Origin of the sequence: Actinocrinis sp. (assembly GCF_035605935.1) — a bacterium.
Classification (GTDB): Bacteria; Actinomycetota; Actinomycetes; order Streptomycetales; family Catenulisporaceae; genus Actinocrinis.
The window spans coordinates 1-15,959 of sequence record NZ_DATNGK010000051.1 but is presented as its reverse complement, the minus strand read 5'-3'; the positions used below and the strand labels follow the sequence as shown (position 1 = coordinate 15,959).

Genomic DNA, 15,959 nt, shown 5'->3' with positions numbered 1-15,959 from the left:
AAGCCGATGAACCGTGAGGAATTGAGCGCCGCCCGCGCCGGGCTCACCCCTGGTGACCGGGCGGCGCTCGGTGCGCTGATCAAGGCCAGCGTCCGGGCCTTCGCGGAGCAGACGCCGGGGCACAGCGTCGAGTTGCGGGTGCCCCCGTTTGTCGCCGTGCAGTGTGTCGAGGGACCGCGGCACACTCGCGGCACGCCGCCGAACGTGGTCGAACTCGACGCGACCGCCTGGCTCGATCTCGCGCTCGGCGAGCTCGACTGGACGCAGGGCGTGGCCACCGGCCGGATCAACGCCAGCGGGCCGCGCAGTGACCTGTCCGCGTACCTACCGTTCCCGTGAACGGCCGAACACAGTCCGACACGATCGGATGAGAGCAGGTCCCGTCTCGCTGGGTGTCACATCTGGTTGACGCGGTGATATCAACCGACGATCTGGCGGCGATACAAACCGACGGTCCGAAAGCGTCCGACGATCACGTAAGCTGGAAGCGTGACTCGCCCTGATGGACGTCTCTCTCACGAAATCTTCCCCGACGAAAAAGGCCCGCAGGACGCCTGCGGAGTCTTCGGAGTGTGGGCACCGGGAGAGGAAGTCGCCAAGCTCTCGTACTTCGGTCTCTACGCCCTCCAGCACCGCGGCCAGGAGTCGGCTGGCATCGCCGTGTCCAACGGCACCCAGATCCTGGTCTACAAGGACATGGGCCTGGTCTCCCAGGTCTTCGACGAGGCCACGCTCGGCTCGCTGCAGGGCCACCTGGCGATCGGCCACACCCGCTACTCCACCACCGGCTCCTCGGTCTGGGAGAACGCCCAGCCGACCTTCCGCGCCACCGAGCACGGCGCGCTGGCGCTCGGCCACAACGGCAACCTGACCAACACCGCCGAACTGGCCCGCCTGGTCTCCGCGGCCCGGGCCAACGGCGAGCTGATCGGCAAGGACCGCGGCGCCACCTCGGACAGCGACCTGATGACCGAACTGCTGGCCAGCCAGACCGGCCAGTCGATCGAGGACGCCGCCGCGGACATCCTGCCCCGCGTGCGCGGCGCGTTCTCGCTGGTCTTCATGGATGAGAGCACCCTCTACGCCGCCCGCGACCCGCAGGGCATCCGACCGCTGGTGCTCGGCCGGCTGGAACGCGGCTATGTCGTGGCCAGCGAGACCGCTGCGCTCGACATCGTCGGCGCCTCGTATGTCCGTGAAGTCGAGCCCGGTGAGCTGATCGCCGTCGACGAAAACGGCCTGCGCAGCCGCCGCTTTGCCGTGCCCGAGCCCAAGGGCTGCGTTTTCGAGTACGTCTACCTCGCCCGCCCCGACACGACCATCGCCGGACGCTCCGTCAACGCCTCGCGCGTCGAGATGGGCCGACGGCTGGCCCGGGAGTACCCGGTCGAGGCCGACCTGGTCATCCCGACCCCCGAATCCGGGACTCCTGCCGCGATCGGATACGCCGAGCAATCCGGCATCCCTTACGGCCAAGGCCTGGTCAAGAACGCCTACGTCGGCCGCACCTTCATCCAGCCGAGTCAGACGATCCGTCAGCTCGGCATCCGCCTCAAGCTCAACCCGCTGCGTGAGGTCATCGAGGGCAAACGGCTCGTCGTGGTAGATGACTCGATCGTGCGCGGTAACACGCAGCGCGCTCTCGTACGGATGCTGCGTGAGGCGGGCGCACTAGAGGTGCACATCCGGATCTCCTCTCCGCCGGTGAAGTGGCCGTGCTTCTACGGCATCGACTTCGCCACCCGCGCCGAGCTGATCGCCAACGGCCTGAGCACCGAGGAGATCGCCGCCTCCCTGGGCGCCGACTCGCTCGGCTACATCTCCCTCGATGGCATGATCGAGTCCACCACGATCCCGGCCGATCGGCTGTGCCGTGCCTGCTTCGACGGGGTCTACCCGGTCCAGCTGCCGGATGCGGAACAGCGCGGCAAACACCTGCTGGAAGTGCCCGCCGCCGCGGCCTCCGCCCTCGCCCGGCCCTGACCGTCACCCCGCCGCTCGCGGCCGACGAAGGAACGACTGTGACCGACACCCCCCGTCCCGGCGGCGCGACCTACGCGGCGGCCGGCGTCGACATCGAGGCCGGCGACCGCGCGGTCGAGCTGATGAAGCAGTGGGTCGCCAAGGCTACCCGGCCCGAGGTCCTCGGCGGGCTCGGCGGCTTCGCCGGCCTGTTCGACGCCTCGAAGCTGACCGCGTACCGGCGGCCGCTGCTGGCCACGTCCACCGACGGCGTCGGCACCAAGGTGGCCATCGCGCAGCGCATGGACGTACACCACACCATCGGCTTCGATCTGGTCGGCATGGTCGTAGACGACCTGGTCGTGTGTGGCGCCGAGCCGCTGTTCATGACCGACTACGTGGCTACCGGCAAGGTCGTGCCCGAGCGGATCGCGGCCATCGTGCGTGGCATCGCGGAGGCGTGCGTGCAGGCAGGTTGCGCGCTGATCGGCGGCGAGACGGCGGAACACCCCGGTCTGCTCGACCCCGACGAGTACGACGTCGCGGGCGCCGCGACCGGCGTCGTCGAGGCGGACGCCCTGCTTGGCCCGGACCGCATCCGGGAGGGCGACGCGGTGATCGCGCTGGCCTCCTCCGGACTGCACTCGAACGGGTACTCGCTGGTCCGGCACGTGCTGCTGAACCAGGCTGGCTGGTCGCTGGATCGTCAGGTCCCGGACCTCGGCCGCACCCTCGGCGAAGAACTGCTGGAACCCACCCGGATCTACGCGCTGACGTGCCTGGAGCTGGCCCGGCGGGTCGATGTGCACGCCTACGCGCACATCACCGGCGGCGGCCTGGCCGCCAACCTGGCCCGGGTGATCCCGACCGGCCTGCACGCCCGGCTCGACCGTTCGACCTGGCGCCCAGCGCCGGTGTTCGAACTGGTCGGCGCGGTCGGGCAGGTGGCCGGGGTGGAACTGGAGCGCACCTTGAACATGGGTGTCGGCATGGTGGCGGTCGTGCCGGCCGACGCTGTGGACGCGACGCTCGCGGCGCTGCGCGAGCTGGAGCAGGACGCCTGGCTGCTGGGTGCTATAGAGCGGGGAGCTGGTGCCGACGCGCCAGGCGCCGCCACCCTAGACGGTGTGTACCCGAGCTGAGCCCGGCTCAGATCCGTTCGCGGTGTGACTGATCTAACGCAGTAGCGCGACGCGCCGACGGCGCTGTAACGCCGACTCTCGCCGCGGTAACCAGACTCCGGCAGCACAACGTCCGCCGAAGTCCGAACAAAAAGCAGGCGCTCGACTCGGAGTCGAGCGCCCTTGAGAACTACCCGGCGCGATGACGGCTGCCGTTGCTCCCCTGATGTGGCCGATAAGGACTTTCGTCCTCCTCGTCCTCTTCTTCTTCCTCGTCGTCGTCTTCGTCGTCCTGGTCCGCCCAGGTCGCGTAGCGCTCGTCGAGGTCGTGGTCCTCGGCGCCGTTCGTCCGCGAATCCCCGACGCCCAGTTCAGACCGCAGACGATCTAGATCAGTCGCACCGCCGCTGTACTTCAGCTGGCGGGCGACCCTCGTCTGCTTGGCCTTGGCCCGGCCGCGCCCCATTGGCTCGACCCCCTCAACGACGGGGCGCTATCGGCCCCGGGTCTCGACACATGATCAATGACAGCAGTCACTTCTGCGACCGGCGCCTCGGTGGGGATCGCGGGACCGGTCACAAAGTTAAAGGTACCTGGTTCCCCGCCGGATCGGTACGCCACGCGAGGCGCGATTTGATTCAGCGGGGATAGGGACACCTCGCACGAGGATACAGTGCGGCGGCGTACCAGGTCGATTTGGCACACGGACACGGCGGCGTCGAAGAACGATCCGGACGGCCGTGGCGGCGCCGGTTCCGAGGATCGCCCGGTCCGACGCCAGCCACAGTCAGTGCCTTAGCGGTAACACAGCGGTCGGAAGGTCTGCGGGACGTGTGTCGCAGGCTGCCGCGTGGAAACCGCCCATTCCGGCTAGTTCCAGCTGTATTCCGCTAGTTCTGGCTAGTTTCCGCGGGCGTGTGTGGCGTCCGGCAGGAGGATGCCGCGCAGCCGTGACACGTTCCGCATCCGGTTCTCCGCGAGCCGGTCCGCGGCCGCCGCCGGCGGCACACCCTCCTCGCCGGAGAGCTTCAGGATGCTCAGCATCGTGTCGAAGATCCCCTCGGCCCGCTTGCGTGCCCGCTCGAAGGAGAAGCCGCCGCGGTGCAAGTGCGCCGCCTCGTCGCCGACCTGGATGACGCCCCCGGCGTTCACCAGGTAGTCAGGGGCGTACAGCACGCCGCGATCGGCCAGTGCCTTGTCGATGCCGGGGTGCGCGAGCTGGTTGTTGGCTGCGCCGCAGACGATCGAGGCAGACAAGGTGGCGACCGTCTCGTCGTCCAGCGCTCCGCCGAGCGCGCACGGCGCGTAGACATCGAGCCCGGACGTGATCAGCGCCTCGGTCGAGTCGGCGATCTTGACCTCGGGGTGGTTGCGGCGCACCCAGTCGAGCGCGGCCGAGTTCACGTCGGTGACCGTGATCCGTGCACCGTCCTCGAGCAGATGAGTGATCAGGTGTCGTCCGACCTTGCCCACTCCGGCGATTCCGACCCGGCGGTCAGCCAGGGTCGGCTCGCCCCAGGTGGCCTGGGCGCAGGCGCGCATGCCGTGGAAGACTCCGGCCGCGGTCAGGATCGACGAGTCGCCGGCCCCGCCGTTCTCCGGCGAGCGGCCGGTAACGAACTCGCACTCGCGGGCCACCATGTCCATGTCCGGAACGTAGGTGCCCACGTCGCAGGCGGTGTAGTAGCGGCCGCCCAGGGACTGCACGAACCGGCCGTAGGCGCGCAGCAGCGCCTCGCTCTTGTCGGTGGCGGGGTCGCCGATGATCACCGCCTTGCCGCCGCCGAGATCGAGCCCGGCCAGGGCGTTCTTGTACGCCATGCCGCGGGCCAGGTTCAGCACGTCGGCCAGGGCCTCGGCCTCGTTCGGGTAGGGATAGAAGCGGGTTCCGCCGAGAGCCGGGCCGAGCGCGGTCGAGTGGATCGCGATGATCGCCCGCAGCCCGCTCGGTTCGTCGTGGCAGTAGACAACCTGTTCGGGACCGTCGGTCTGGAAGGGGGACGGGGAAGGCGTGGGTACCGGGGCGCTTGTGGCGACGGTGTTGGTCACTGCTCGGGACTCCTTTTCGAGTGCGCAGTCAAGCCTGCGCCCAGCGTAGAACCGCCCGAGCCGTTCAGCGCGCACCGGGGCTTCCCCCAGCCAGTGCGGATCCATATCCTGTCACGACTTGTCCGGTTCGCTACCGGGATTCCTGCGGGGAGTACTGCGCGTGACGAGCCGTCACCGTGTCGCTACTGTCCGCAAATGACGGGCTCGGGTGTTTCGGCGAAGTTGTGGGTCCTGTGTATCGATTTCATAGACTTCGCCGCCAAACCGCTCCGGATGGTGTAGTTCTAGTTCTTGAACGACAAGACGTTCGTCCGATCACCGACACGCCCAAAAGCAGACAGCACGGGCATGACGGGCCATCGGGGAGGATCCAACCGAATCGGGGCGCGGGGCGTCCCGTTCACTTGGAGGAGGCCGTTCATGACCGCGCGTACGCCTGAGGCGGAGCCGCTGCTGACCCCGGCTGAGGTCGCGACGATGTTCCGGGTGGACCCGAAGACGGTGACCCGCTGGGCCAAGGCCGGCAAGCTCACCTCGATTCGCACCCTCGGCGGGCACCGCCGATACCGCGAGGCTGAGGTGCGGGCGCTGCTGGCCGGGATTCCGGCACAGCGCACCGAGGCCTAACCGCCACAACGGGAACACCGGCAACACACGGAGTCACACTGAGCCGGTCCGCGTGGGAAGCCCCGCGCGGATCGGCTTCGTGCTGCCTCCGGTCAGGAGCCAAGCGCCTTGCGCACGCGCTTTTCTGACACGGGGTAAGCCGTCCCCAACTGTTGTGCGAACAGGCTGACCCGTAGCTCCTCAAGCATCCAGCGCGCCTGCCGCAACTGAGGGTCTGGACGGCGTCCACGCGGTACCCGCGCCAGTGCCGCTTCGTACTCCTCGTCCAGTTGCTGGATCTTCGCCAGATTGGCTTGATCGCGGTATGGATCGTCGATCATCTTGTCGAGCCGATAGCCCAGGGCACGCAAGTAGCGCGGTAACTGCGCGAGCTGTTCGTAACCGGTGTCCGAGATGAATCCCGGCTGCACCAATCGCCCCAGCTGCATACGGGCATCGTTGAGCGACTGAAGCAACGACAGGCTCGCCGTACCGCGCAACCGTCGGTCCAGCTCGTGGGCCGCGGCCAGGATCTCCGCGACGAGCTTCACGACCCTCTCCGCGGTCTCCGCCAGCTCCGCACGCACCTTGTCGCGCAGCTGTGCGAAGGACTCGGTGTCCCAGGCCGGTCCGCCGTGACGATCGATCAGGTAGTCGGCCGCGCATGCGACGCAATCCTCAAACAGCTTCGGTACCGGGCCATACGGGTTCGTGCCCAGCGCCAGCTTCTCCCGGTTGTCCAGCACCGCGAGCATCGAGCGGGTCGGCGAGACGACGTTCAGCAGGAGCAGCCGACGCGTCCCGAGCCGCATCGCCGCCTCCTGCTCCTCGGGCGTGTCCAGCAGCTTCACGCCGACCGAGCCACCTTCGTCGACCAGCGCCGGATACGCCTTCATCGACACACCATGGCGCCGCTCCTCGAAGGTGCGCGCGAGTGTGCCGAACTCCCAGGTCCGCAGGCCGGTGCGCTCGAGGTCGTCGGCGGCGGCCGAGATCGACTCGCGCACCTTCGCCTTCAGCCGCAACTTGAGCGCTTCCAGGTCCTTGTCCTCGGCGAGCCTCTTCCCGCGCTCGTCCAGAATCCGGAAGGTCATCTTCAGATGGTCCGGTACCCGGTCCAGATCCCAGTCCGAACGCTCCAGACCCGGCGCGCCCATCCGGCGCATCTCCCGCTCAAGGCCGTCCAGTAGCGAGCCCTCACGCGCCGGCAGCCGCTCGAGCAGCGCCTTCGCATAGTTCGGCGCCGGCACGAAACTGCGCCTGATCGGTTTGGGCAGGGAGCGGATCAGCTCGGTGACCAGCTCCTCGCGCAGACCTGGAATCTGCCAGTCGAAGCCGTCCGGCTCGACCTGATTGAGCACAGTGAGCGGGATGTGCACGGTAACGCCGTCCGCGTCCGCGCCCGGCTCGAACTGATAGGTCAGCTGGAACCGCAGCCGTCCCTGCCGCCAGTGGTCCGGGTAGTCGTCCTCGAGCACCGCCCCGGCGTTCTGGTTGACCAGCATTGCCCGGTCGAAGTTGAGCAGTTCCGGCTTCTCCCGCTTGATCTCCTTCCACCAGCGGTCGAAGTGCGCGGCCGAGACCACGTCCTCACCGACCCGCTGGTCGTAGAACGCGAAGATGGTGTCGTCGTGCACGGCGATGTCGCGGCGTCGCGCCCGGTTCTCCAGCTCCTCGACTTCTTCGAGCAGCTTGCGGTTGCGCGCGAAGAACTCGTGGTGGGTACGCCACTCGCCCTGCACGAGGGCGTGCCGGATGAACAGCTCGCGGCTCAGCTCCGGATCGATGCGGCCGTAGTTGACGCGGCGTTGAGCGACGATCGGCAGGCCGTACAGCGTGACCTTCTCGTAGGCGAGCACCGCGCCTTGATCGCGTGACCAGTGCGGCTCGCTGTAGCTGCGCTTGACCAGGTGCGCGGCCAGGTCTTCGGCCCACTCCGGTTCGATGCGGGCGGCGACGCGGGCCCACAGCCGCGAGGTCTCGACGAGTTCGGCCGCCATGAGCCAGCGCGGCGACTTCTTGAACAGCGAGGAGCCGGGAAAGACCGCGAAGTGTGCGTTACGCGCCCCGACGTACTCTCGCTTCTCCGGCTCATACGTCCCGATGTGTGAGAGCAAGCCGCTTAGTACAGCCTTGTGCACCAGCTCCGCATCGGCTGCCGCCGAGTTCGTCGTGGCCCCGAGATCCTTCGCTACCTGCCGCAGTTGCGAATGCAGGTCCTGCCACTCGCGCACGCGCAGGTAATGCAGGAACTCGTTCTTGCACAGCTTGCGGAACTGGTTGGAGGAAAGCTCGCGCTGCTTCTCGCGCAGATAATCCCACAGCCGCAGGTAGGTCAGGAAGTCAGACTGCTGTTCCTTGTCCACGAAGCGGGCGTGCGACTGCGTCGCAGCCTGCTGCTTCTCCGCGGGCCGCTCCCGCGGATCCTGAATGGACAGCGCCGCCGCGATCACCAGCACCTCGTTGACGCAGCCGGTGTTCGCGGCCTCGATCACCATGCGGGCCAGGCGCGGGTCGACCGGCAGCCGGGCGAGCTTGCGCCCGACGTCCGTGAGCTTCGGCTGCCCGCCCGGCTCTGGCGCCTCGATCGCGCCGAGCTCGTGCAGCAGATCCATGCCATCGCGCACATTGCGGCGGTCCGGTGCCTCGACGAAGGGGAACGCCGCGATGTCCCCCAGCCCGATCGAGGTCATCTGCAGGATCACGGAAGCCAGGTTCGTGCGCAGGATCTCGGGTTCAGTGAACTGCGGACGCCCCGCGAAATCCGTCTCCGAGTAGAGCCGGATACACACGCCATCCGACGTCCGGCCGCATCGCCCGGCACGCTGGTTCGCAGAAGCCTGCGAGACGGGTTCGATCGGCAGTCGCTGGACCTTGAGCCGATGACTGTAGCGGGAGATGCGCGCCGTGCCCGGGTCAACGACGTATTTGATGCCTGGGACGGTTAGCGACGTCTCCGCCACGTTCGTCGCCAACACGATCCGCCGACCGGTGTGCGGCTGAAAGACTCGGTGCTGCTCCGCCGTGGAGAGCCGCGCGAACAGCGGCAGCACCTCGGTGTTCCTCAAGTTCATCCGCCCCAGCGCGTCCGCGGTATCGCGGATCTCCCGCTCCCCGCTGAGGAAGACCAGCACGTCTCCCGGCGCCTCGCGCTCCAGCTCGTCGACGGCGTCGCAGATCGCCTGGACCTGGTCTCGGTCGGCGTCCCCGTCTGGATCCTCGAGATCCACGATTGGCCGGTATCGAACCTCGACCGGGTACGTCCGACCCGATACCTCGACGATCGGTGCCCTGACAGTCTGACCTTGCTGTGTAGTGGCGAAGTGCTCTGCGAACCGCGCCGGATCGATCGTCGCGGAGGTGATGATCACCTTCAGATCCGGGCGCCGGGGCAGCAGTTGCTTGAGGTAGCCGAGGATGAAGTCAATGTTCAGACTTCGCTCGTGCGCCTCGTCGATGATCAGCGTGTCGTACTGCAGCAGCTCGCGGTCGTGTTGCAGCTCGGCCAGCAGAATGCCGTCCGTCATCAGCTTGACGTTGGTCTGGTCGCTGCTGTGATCCGTGAACCGGACCTTGTAGCCCACCGCCGACCCCAGCGGCGTCTTTAGCTCCTCGGCGATCCGCTCGGCGACAGTGCGCGCCGCCAGTCGCCGCGGCTGAGTGTGTCCGATGACGCCGCGCACGCCGCGTCCCAGCTCGAGACAGATCTTCGGCAGCTGAGTGGTCTTGCCGGAGCCGGTCTCTCCCGCGATGATCACGACCTGGTGGTCACGGATCGCGGCCAGGATCTCATCGCGCTTCTGGCTGACCGGCAACTGCTCCGGATAGCTGATCGCCGGCACGTTCGCCCGCCGGGCCTCAACCCGGGCCGCGGCCGCGTCGATCTGCTCTGTGACCTGCGTCCGGATCGCGGCTATCGCCTCGGGCCGCCTGGCCTTGCGTGCCCCGTCAAGGCGACGTCGCAGCCGTGCCTCGTCCCGCAGCGAGACCTCGCCGAGCCGCGCACGCAGATCGTCCAGCGCCGCCGACGCATTGGCACCTCGGCGTGGGGCTGAGCCGGATCCCGAGCCAGAGCCAGAGCCCGAGCCCGAGCCGGGAGCGTGACCCGCTGTCTGCACGTCGGCGACGGAGGAGGGAAGAGAAGGGAGGGAACGCGCGCTTGCCATAACCCGTCAAGCATAGGTGCCCAAAACGGAAACGACCTTGGATTAACGGCCGGGCCGCAATCCAAGGTCGTCGGGTGGGCGTGTGCCCTGGTTCCGCCTGCCTTACGGCATGTTGCTGCCGTTGCAAGCGGTGTACTGGCCCGCGTCCGGCCCGTCGAAAAAGCCGGTCAGGACATCGCCCGGGCCGGTCCAGTACCACGGCGCGATGCACGAGTCGTCCAGCACGCCGGCGATCTGGCCGGCCTTGTGCTCGTGGACGGACTGGGCGTTGCACGCCGAGTAGTCGGTGTCGTGGGTCAGGACGTTGAGGGGGCCGTCCCAGTGCCACGGGGCCACGCACGCGCCCTCGCCAACGGTGATGAGCGGACCGTCGTCGTCGGCCATCGCCGGGGCAGAGGCCATCAGCGGGGTGGCGAGCGCGACCCCGGTGATCGTCGCGAACGCGAACAGCTTGCGCATGGGGGTTCCTCCAGAATGAACGGTGTGAACGGGCCCGGTCCCCGCGATTCGGAAGACGCGACCGGACTCGCACTGAGCAACCGCCGAGGCGTCGCCACGTCACGCAATGCAACCCATGTGTACTAACAAGTCTGACTAGCACTCAAGATCCTGAGACAGAGACCAACACTCTGCGGCCGAGATCGAGCGCACCGAACGACACCGACGCGACCGCGTCCGGCCAACGCGCACGGACCGCGCAGCACTCGCCGCCACGGCACTCCAGCCCAAGAAATACGAAAGGAGCCCGGGTACCTGTCCCGGACTCCTGTGTTGCGTCACACGCGGCGCAACCGCTCGAAACGAGTGACTTGCGTTGCTGTGCGCTGTTGTGGCCAGGGGCGGGGTCGAACCGCCGACCTACCGCTTTTCAGGCGGTCGCTCGTACCAACTGAGCTACCTGGCCCCGGATGCCGACGGGCGCCACGGAAATCATCCGCAACGCCCGGCTGCTCCGAGCGGTCCTGACGGGATTCGAACCCGCGACCTTCACCTTGACAGGGTGACGAGCACTCCTAGCTGCTCCACAGGACCTTGCTTGTTCGGCCCGGCGATCCTAGCACGCCACCTGCGGCTGCCATGATCTGCCGATCCAACCGTCTCCGGTCGTAGCCCCAACGGGATTCGAACCCGCGCCGCCGCCTTGAAAGGGCGGTGTCCTAGGCCGCTAGACGATGGGGCCGAGTCCTCGAAGGAGACCCGGTTTCCCCCGGACGTCCGTCCGTTGGGGACTCGTAGAGCATACGGGACGGGTGGCAGCCTCGGCAAAACGATTGCGCGACTGGGATCGCACGGTGACCACCTGGGCGGACCACGCCCGGCGTGCGCCCACCGCTCTCTCGCGGCGGGGTGCGCTGACTGCCGTTGCGATGCCCGCGCCTCCCGCAGGCGTGACCTGTGTGACGCCTTACGTCACCCTTACGACGTTGCCGCGCCGTCCGCAACTCGTTACCCAACGACCCGCCGAGTTGGCTACGCTTGGCGGCAAGGGGCGCTAGCTCAATGGCAGAGTAGCGGACTTTTAATCCGTAGGTTGTGGGTTCGAGTCCCACGCGCCCCACCATAGCCCCAGGTCATCGGCCTAAAGCCCTACGGCAACCGGCCGCCGCCCCCAGTTTTCCCCCAGTTTTGGTCGCGACTAGTTTCGGCGTGCCGAAGCCCTCCAAGACCCCTGCTGCCCCGGTCTTGGCCACGCCCCGACCGAAATAGCGATCTTGGGTCATCGGCACCTTCGCATGACCGAGCTGATCAGCCGCCTGCCGGGCAGTGAGCCCCTGTAGGTGCCGACTATTCGTCCGTGCTGGTCAGGCGGCATGTTCGTACTCGTGGAGTACTCCGCCAACACGGTCGTGTCTTCGGACGTCGAGTTCGATGATCCGAGCCTGGTCGGTGATCGGTTCGGGCGCGGTATGCAGCGGCGCGGACTGACGCAGCGTTCGGTGCGGACGATGCTCGTTGTAATGACTCTCGAACTCGCGCAGGGCGCGCAATAGGTGAGCCTGGTTCCAGATCAACGTGCGGTCCACCAGTTCGCGTCGGCAGGTGCGCACCCAGCGCTCCATCACGGCGTTCATCCGCGGCATCCGGATCCCGGTGAGCACGACCGCGATGCCCGCGTCGGCGAGGACTTCGTCGAAGCGGGCGGGGAACTTCGCGTCGTGATCGCGGATCAGATACCTGACTGTGATGCCCGCATCCTGTAGGTCCATCACCAGATTGCGCGCGGCCTGGGTGACCCACGCGGCGGTGGGGTGCGCGGTCGCGCCCAGGATGCGAACGCGCCGGGTGGCGTGCTCGATCACGGCCAGCACGCACTGGCGCTGCCCACTGAGTGTGAAGGTCTCGAGGAAGTCGCAGGCAAGGATGCCTTCGGCTTGGCTGCGCAGGAACGCGCCCCAGGTGGTGGCCGCTCGTTCGGGTGCCGGATCGATCCCGGCGTCCTTGAGGATCTGCCACACCGTCGAGGCCGCTATCTTGATGCCCAGCATCGCCAGCTCGCCGTGAACGCGCCTGTAGCCCCAGGCGGGGTTCTCGTGCACCAAGCGCAGCACCAGCCGCCGGATCGAGGCAACGGTGCGCGGCCGGCCGGGACGTTTTGGCCTGCTTCGCTCGGCATGGCGCCGCCTGACCAGATCACGGTGCCAGCGCAGCACGGTATCCGGGTGCACGATCAGCCGAAGGCGTCGCAGCGACTCGCGTGGCAGTGGTGCCAGCAGCGCGGCAAGAAATGCTCGGTCAGCCGGATCGAGCGCTGGTCTGGTACCGGCGAGCTGGCGCTGTAGGACCGTGATCTGCTGGCGCAATGACAGGATCTCGATGTCCTTCTCGCGGTCGCCCTTTGGCAGCAGCCGAAGGGCCGAGAAGGCGTTGCTCACCGCGAGATAGGCCAGGCGCACCAGCACGAACGGTCATCCTGCCGCAGTGATGACCGCGGCACGCAGAGAATCGCGGCACCGCCACGGTTCAGTGCGCAGCGGAAAGAACCATCTCCGACCTGCCCGGACGACATTCCCGGCACCCTCAGGGTCCCGGTCTGGGCTTCAGTTCATGAGGTGCAGTATCAGCGGGCCGGCCACGCTGGCGAGGAGCGTCGAGGCGATCGAGAACAGGCAGCCCGTGCCCCCGGCGGTGGGTCGATGAGCGCGCACGCGCGCGGGTGAGCGGCCGAGCGGCATGAACAGGGGCTCGGGCTCGCTCCACAAGTAGAGCAGTGCTCCGATCTGGCCGATGGTGAACATCCAGAACCAGGCCCAGCGAAAGCGTCGGTCTAGGTGGATCAAGCCTTCAGCCGCCGACGGAACCCAGGGTGCATCGCAGTTGCCCGGTGTACGACGCTCGTCATCGCGGCGTAGGGCGGCTAGGGCGTGAGCAGGCTTAGGCCTGGGAAGTTCTCGAAGTGGCGCCGGTTTCCGGTCAGTAGCGGCGCTTGATAGTAGATCGCTGTGGCCGCGATCCACAGGTCGTTGATCTGGCTGTCCTGTCCCAGGGGATGCCCAAGCGTCTGGGCCTGCGCGCGCAGTGTCCCCCAGAGGACGGGCATCGACGCGTCGTATGGCGCGATGACGTAGCGTCGGATCGCTTCCCCTAAATCGGCGACTCGGCGCGCACCCCAGCCCTTTTTCGCGGCGCCGAACCGTGCTTCTGCGACTGTGGCGAAACTGAGCACGGGGATGTGGCCGACGATCGCCTGCGCGTACGCCTGATGATTGCCCGTCTTCTGCCAGAGGTTCGAGAATGCATCGGTGTCGACCACGACCTCGTTGGTCACTGGTCACCCCTCCCGGCTCCGGCCGAGGGCGGCTAGGAACGCTTCGAACTCATCCGGCGGGATCGGCTCGCCGGAGAGTTCGTCGAGAGAATGCACCGGGCCGATCCCCTGTTCGCGGGCCAGTTGTTCCAGCGTCTTGGGCGTCGCGCTGGGCAGAGTTTCGAGCTTGGTCAGGTGCAGCGTGCGGATCGTAGAACCGTCCGGCTGCAGCTGTGCCATTCCCGATGCCATCACCATGTCGTCCATGCCGCCCAGGACTGCGTTTTTCAGTTCGTCGTCGAAGTCGCACAGGATGCTGCCCGCGTAGGTGTCGATGCGGCAGCGTAGAGAGGCGGGAGAGAAGTCGCCCATGTGCAGGCGCCCGACCACGGTCGCGGGTTCGGTGGTCACGTCCTGCGCGAATTCGCGGACGGCGCGACGGAAGCGTTCGTCGATCGAGAACAGCACTTTGCCGGACCGCACCAGGTCGATGCGCTTTAGCTTGCCCGGGGCGATCCCTCCGGCCAAATCTCTCAGACCGTTGACCAGGGGCATGGTGAAGTGGTCCGGCATGACCGGTGTGTTCGTGGAGATGCGCCGCACTCCGTCGCCCAGCGCGTCGAGCGCGTCGTCGAGGATGCGGTCACCTTCTATCGTCGCCTGCCCAGTCCTGGCCAGGTCCAAGGTGACGGATCCGCTGCGCAGCCCGGTGATGGCCAGCTGGACTGCTCCTACGAGCTCGGCTGACCGCGGCCCGGGCCTGACGGTGCGGCCGCCCATGGCGATCGCGATTCTGTCGAGGGCGGCCTGGATGCCGCCGGCGATGCGAGCGAGCTCGGCGAGCGACAATGCGCCGTCGTCGACAGAGGCGCCAACGGCGTGAATGCTCAGGTCGTCAGTACTCATGGTCGCCTTCACCCCCCGGGGTAGATCCCTCGGGTTTGATGGTGGGCTAGACCCAGTCGTCCTGTCGAGAGACTTGATGCAAGCCCTAGTCGAATCGTAACGACCGTGCCCGTCAATGGTTCGTGTCGACGTGACGAAAACAAGCCGTTCGGGCCAAAGTTGGGTCAGCAGCCGGGCGCTTACTCAGCGCTGAGAGCGGGGTAGGCCCTGGCGGCGTGAGTCTCCCACGCTCGCCCTCGTGCGCGACGTCGCCCAGACCCTGATCCACCGGCTGACATGTATCGGGCGAACGACATCGGCGATGCCGGTGCAGCCACCAACTCGGGAAACGGCTGCTGTCGGAAGCAGATTGCGAGTGTCCCGATCTATCGTTGGCTGCTACGACCGGTGCCCTGGGACAGGATGCGGTGACGCGCGGCTCTGACGGCGGTGATCGCGGTCCGCAGCGCGGCGGTGCCCGTGCGCCAAGAGCGTGCGCGACGGCTGGGACGGCGTGCCGCTTGACACTTGCCGGTCAGTTCGGCGTCGCTGACGGCCGAGGGCGGAAGGGTATCGTCCTCTGCCACCAGGCGGAGCAGCCGGCGAACTTCCTCGTCCACCGCTGGCTCCTTCCGCGTTGGATGGAATGGTCATCGTTCCGTCAGCCCACGATAGGGCCGAGAAGCGCCCGCAGTGTAGCCAGCGCTCGATGCGATTGACTTGTGACCGTGCCGCGTGTGCACCCGACCAACCGCGCAGTCTCCTCGACGCTCATGTCCTCCCAGTACCGCAGGACGACGATCGCGCGTTGCCGGGGCCCGAGGCGGGAGAGTGCCTTGACGATCACCTGACGGTTCTCGGTGCCCTGCGATGTCGGTGCGGGTAGGTCGGGTGGGGGCGTCATGATCTCGCGTGACCGCCACGCGCGCTTAGCGGATCTGCGCACTTTGTTGACCAAGATCCGTGTCGCGTAGGCGGCCGGGCCGATGTCAGGGTCGAGCGCTCCCCACCGCCGGTAAAGCGTGATCAGCGTTTCCTGCGTCAGGTCGTCCGCGAGGTGCCAGTCCCCGCACATCAGGTAGGCGGTCCGCTGCAGTCGCGATCTCGCCTTGAGTGCGTACTCAGTGAACTCGGCGGAAATGTCCCCATCTGTCGTCCCCACAGCCAAACCCCCGGAAAGTCGATGCAGTCCGCCGGACCGGTCGATGCCTATTGCAGGGTGAGACCGGAGGCCCCCTGGCGGACCCGATGACAGTACCGTGCGATGCCTGACGGGGGAAGCACTTTGTTACCCCTCCGTGCTCATCCAGTAACGGATCGCCATCTTGTGGCATGGGCGGACGAGGGGAACTGATTCAAATTATGAGGGTATTGTCTCGACTCACGCGGGTGGCGGCGCTGGCCGCCACAGCGGCCGTGGCGCTG

Annotated in this window: 13 protein-coding genes and 4 tRNA genes; 5 read left to right on the top strand and 12 right to left on the bottom strand. The window is 67.3% G+C overall.

Features of this window, described 5'->3' with window-relative positions; all coding sequences use genetic code 11:
* Positions 1–6: 6 nt before the first annotated feature.
* From VN779_RS03930 to purM, 3 genes are all read left to right on the top strand, one after another.
* Positions 7–339, top strand: a complete 333-nt coding sequence (locus VN779_RS03930; RefSeq protein WP_325720207.1) for a sterol carrier family protein — start codon at positions 7–9, stop codon at positions 337–339.
* A gap of 150 nt (positions 340–489) precedes the next feature.
* The gene (gene purF, locus VN779_RS03925; RefSeq protein WP_325720206.1) at positions 490–1,983 is read left to right on the top strand and encodes an amidophosphoribosyltransferase; all 1,494 of its coding nucleotides are present in this window, start codon (positions 490–492) and stop codon (positions 1,981–1,983) included.
* A 38-nt stretch (positions 1,984–2,021) separates the two neighbouring features.
* Complete coding sequence (purM, locus tag VN779_RS03920; RefSeq protein ID WP_325720204.1) at positions 2,022–3,104, top strand: phosphoribosylformylglycinamidine cyclo-ligase; 1,083 nt, start codon at positions 2,022–2,024, stop codon at positions 3,102–3,104.
* 169 nt (positions 3,105–3,273) lie between these two features.
* On the opposite strand, the gene VN779_RS03915 is transcribed toward purM, so the two are convergent.
* Together VN779_RS03915 and VN779_RS03910 are read right to left on the bottom strand one after the other, a co-directional pair.
* Positions 3,274–3,549: a DUF3073 domain-containing protein gene (locus VN779_RS03915; protein WP_325720202.1), complete on the bottom strand. Its 276-nt coding sequence runs from the start codon at positions 3,547–3,549 to the stop codon at positions 3,274–3,276.
* Positions 3,550–3,983: 434 nt separating this feature from the next.
* A complete protein-coding gene (locus tag VN779_RS03910; RefSeq protein ID WP_325720200.1) occupies positions 3,984–5,132 on the bottom strand; it encodes a Glu/Leu/Phe/Val dehydrogenase in 1,149 nt (382 codons plus the stop codon).
* A 420-nt stretch (positions 5,133–5,552) separates the two neighbouring features.
* Here VN779_RS03910 and bldC point away from each other — a divergent pair, with 420 nt between their 5' ends.
* Positions 5,553–5,759, top strand: coding sequence for a developmental transcriptional regulator BldC (gene bldC, locus VN779_RS03905; protein ID WP_325720199.1), 207 nt, complete (start codon positions 5,553–5,555; stop codon positions 5,757–5,759).
* A gap of 92 nt (positions 5,760–5,851) precedes the next feature.
* Here the strand turns inward: bldC and hrpA are convergent, their stop codons facing one another.
* The 5 genes from hrpA to VN779_RS03880 form a co-directional block, all read right to left on the bottom strand.
* A complete protein-coding gene (gene hrpA, locus VN779_RS03900; RefSeq protein ID WP_325720198.1) occupies positions 5,852–9,904 on the bottom strand; it encodes an ATP-dependent RNA helicase HrpA in 4,053 nt (1,350 codons plus the stop codon).
* Positions 9,905–10,006: 102 nt separating this feature from the next.
* The gene (locus VN779_RS03895) at positions 10,007–10,363 is read right to left on the bottom strand and encodes a hypothetical protein (protein WP_325720196.1); all 357 of its coding nucleotides are present in this window, start codon (positions 10,361–10,363) and stop codon (positions 10,007–10,009) included.
* Between the two features lie 371 nt (positions 10,364–10,734).
* Positions 10,735–10,808: transfer RNA gene (locus VN779_RS03890), tRNA-Phe, on the bottom strand.
* A gap of 53 nt (positions 10,809–10,861) precedes the next feature.
* Positions 10,862–10,936 (bottom strand) — tRNA-Asp (locus VN779_RS03885).
* A gap of 75 nt (positions 10,937–11,011) precedes the next feature.
* Positions 11,012–11,084: transfer RNA gene (locus tag VN779_RS03880), tRNA-Glu, on the bottom strand.
* Between the two features lie 306 nt (positions 11,085–11,390).
* Between VN779_RS03880 and VN779_RS03875 the strand changes: the two genes are divergently transcribed.
* A tRNA-Lys gene (locus tag VN779_RS03875) sits at positions 11,391–11,465 on the top strand.
* Between the two features lie 241 nt (positions 11,466–11,706).
* On the opposite strand, the gene VN779_RS03870 is transcribed toward VN779_RS03875, so the two are convergent.
* From VN779_RS03870 to VN779_RS03850, 5 genes are all read right to left on the bottom strand, one after another.
* Positions 11,707–12,804, bottom strand: coding sequence for an integrase core domain-containing protein (locus VN779_RS03870; protein WP_325720194.1), 1,098 nt, complete (start codon positions 12,802–12,804; stop codon positions 11,707–11,709).
* A gap of 138 nt (positions 12,805–12,942) precedes the next feature.
* The gene (locus VN779_RS03865) at positions 12,943–13,182 is read right to left on the bottom strand and encodes a hypothetical protein (RefSeq protein ID WP_325720193.1); all 240 of its coding nucleotides are present in this window, start codon (positions 13,180–13,182) and stop codon (positions 12,943–12,945) included.
* A gap of 77 nt (positions 13,183–13,259) precedes the next feature.
* Positions 13,260–13,670 carry a type II toxin-antitoxin system VapC family toxin gene (locus tag VN779_RS03860; protein ID WP_325720191.1) on the bottom strand — a complete coding sequence of 137 codons (411 nt, stop codon included), beginning with the start codon at positions 13,668–13,670 and terminating at the stop codon, positions 13,260–13,262.
* Between the two features lie 3 nt (positions 13,671–13,673).
* Entirely contained in the window at positions 13,674–14,555 is an 882-nt protein-coding gene (locus tag VN779_RS03855; RefSeq protein WP_325720189.1) for a hypothetical protein, read from the bottom strand.
* 640 nt (positions 14,556–15,195) lie between these two features.
* The gene (locus tag VN779_RS03850; RefSeq protein WP_325720187.1) at positions 15,196–15,696 is read right to left on the bottom strand and encodes a SigE family RNA polymerase sigma factor; all 501 of its coding nucleotides are present in this window, start codon (positions 15,694–15,696) and stop codon (positions 15,196–15,198) included.
* Positions 15,697–15,959 lie beyond the last annotated feature (263 nt).

Bases quoted from the DNA above. Each gene is read 5' to 3' on its own strand.
- VN779_RS03930 (WP_325720207.1), top strand. From the start codon at position 7: ATGAACCGTGAGGAATTGAGCGCCGCCCGCGCCGGGCTCACCCCTGGT.
- VN779_RS03915 (WP_325720202.1), bottom strand. From the start codon at position 3,549: ATGGGGCGCGGCCGGGCCAAGGCCAAGCAGACGAGGGTCGCCCGCCAG.
- bldC (WP_325720199.1), top strand. From the start codon at position 5,553: ATGACCGCGCGTACGCCTGAGGCGGAGCCGCTGCTGACCCCGGCTGAG.
- hrpA (WP_325720198.1), bottom strand. From the start codon at position 9,904: ATGGCAAGCGCGCGTTCCCTCCCTTCTCTTCCCTCCTCCGTCGCCGAC.
- VN779_RS03895 (WP_325720196.1), bottom strand. From the start codon at position 10,363: ATGCGCAAGCTGTTCGCGTTCGCGACGATCACCGGGGTCGCGCTCGCC.
- VN779_RS03855 (WP_325720189.1), bottom strand. From the start codon at position 14,555: ATGAGTACTGACGACCTGAGCATTCACGCCGTTGGCGCCTCTGTCGAC.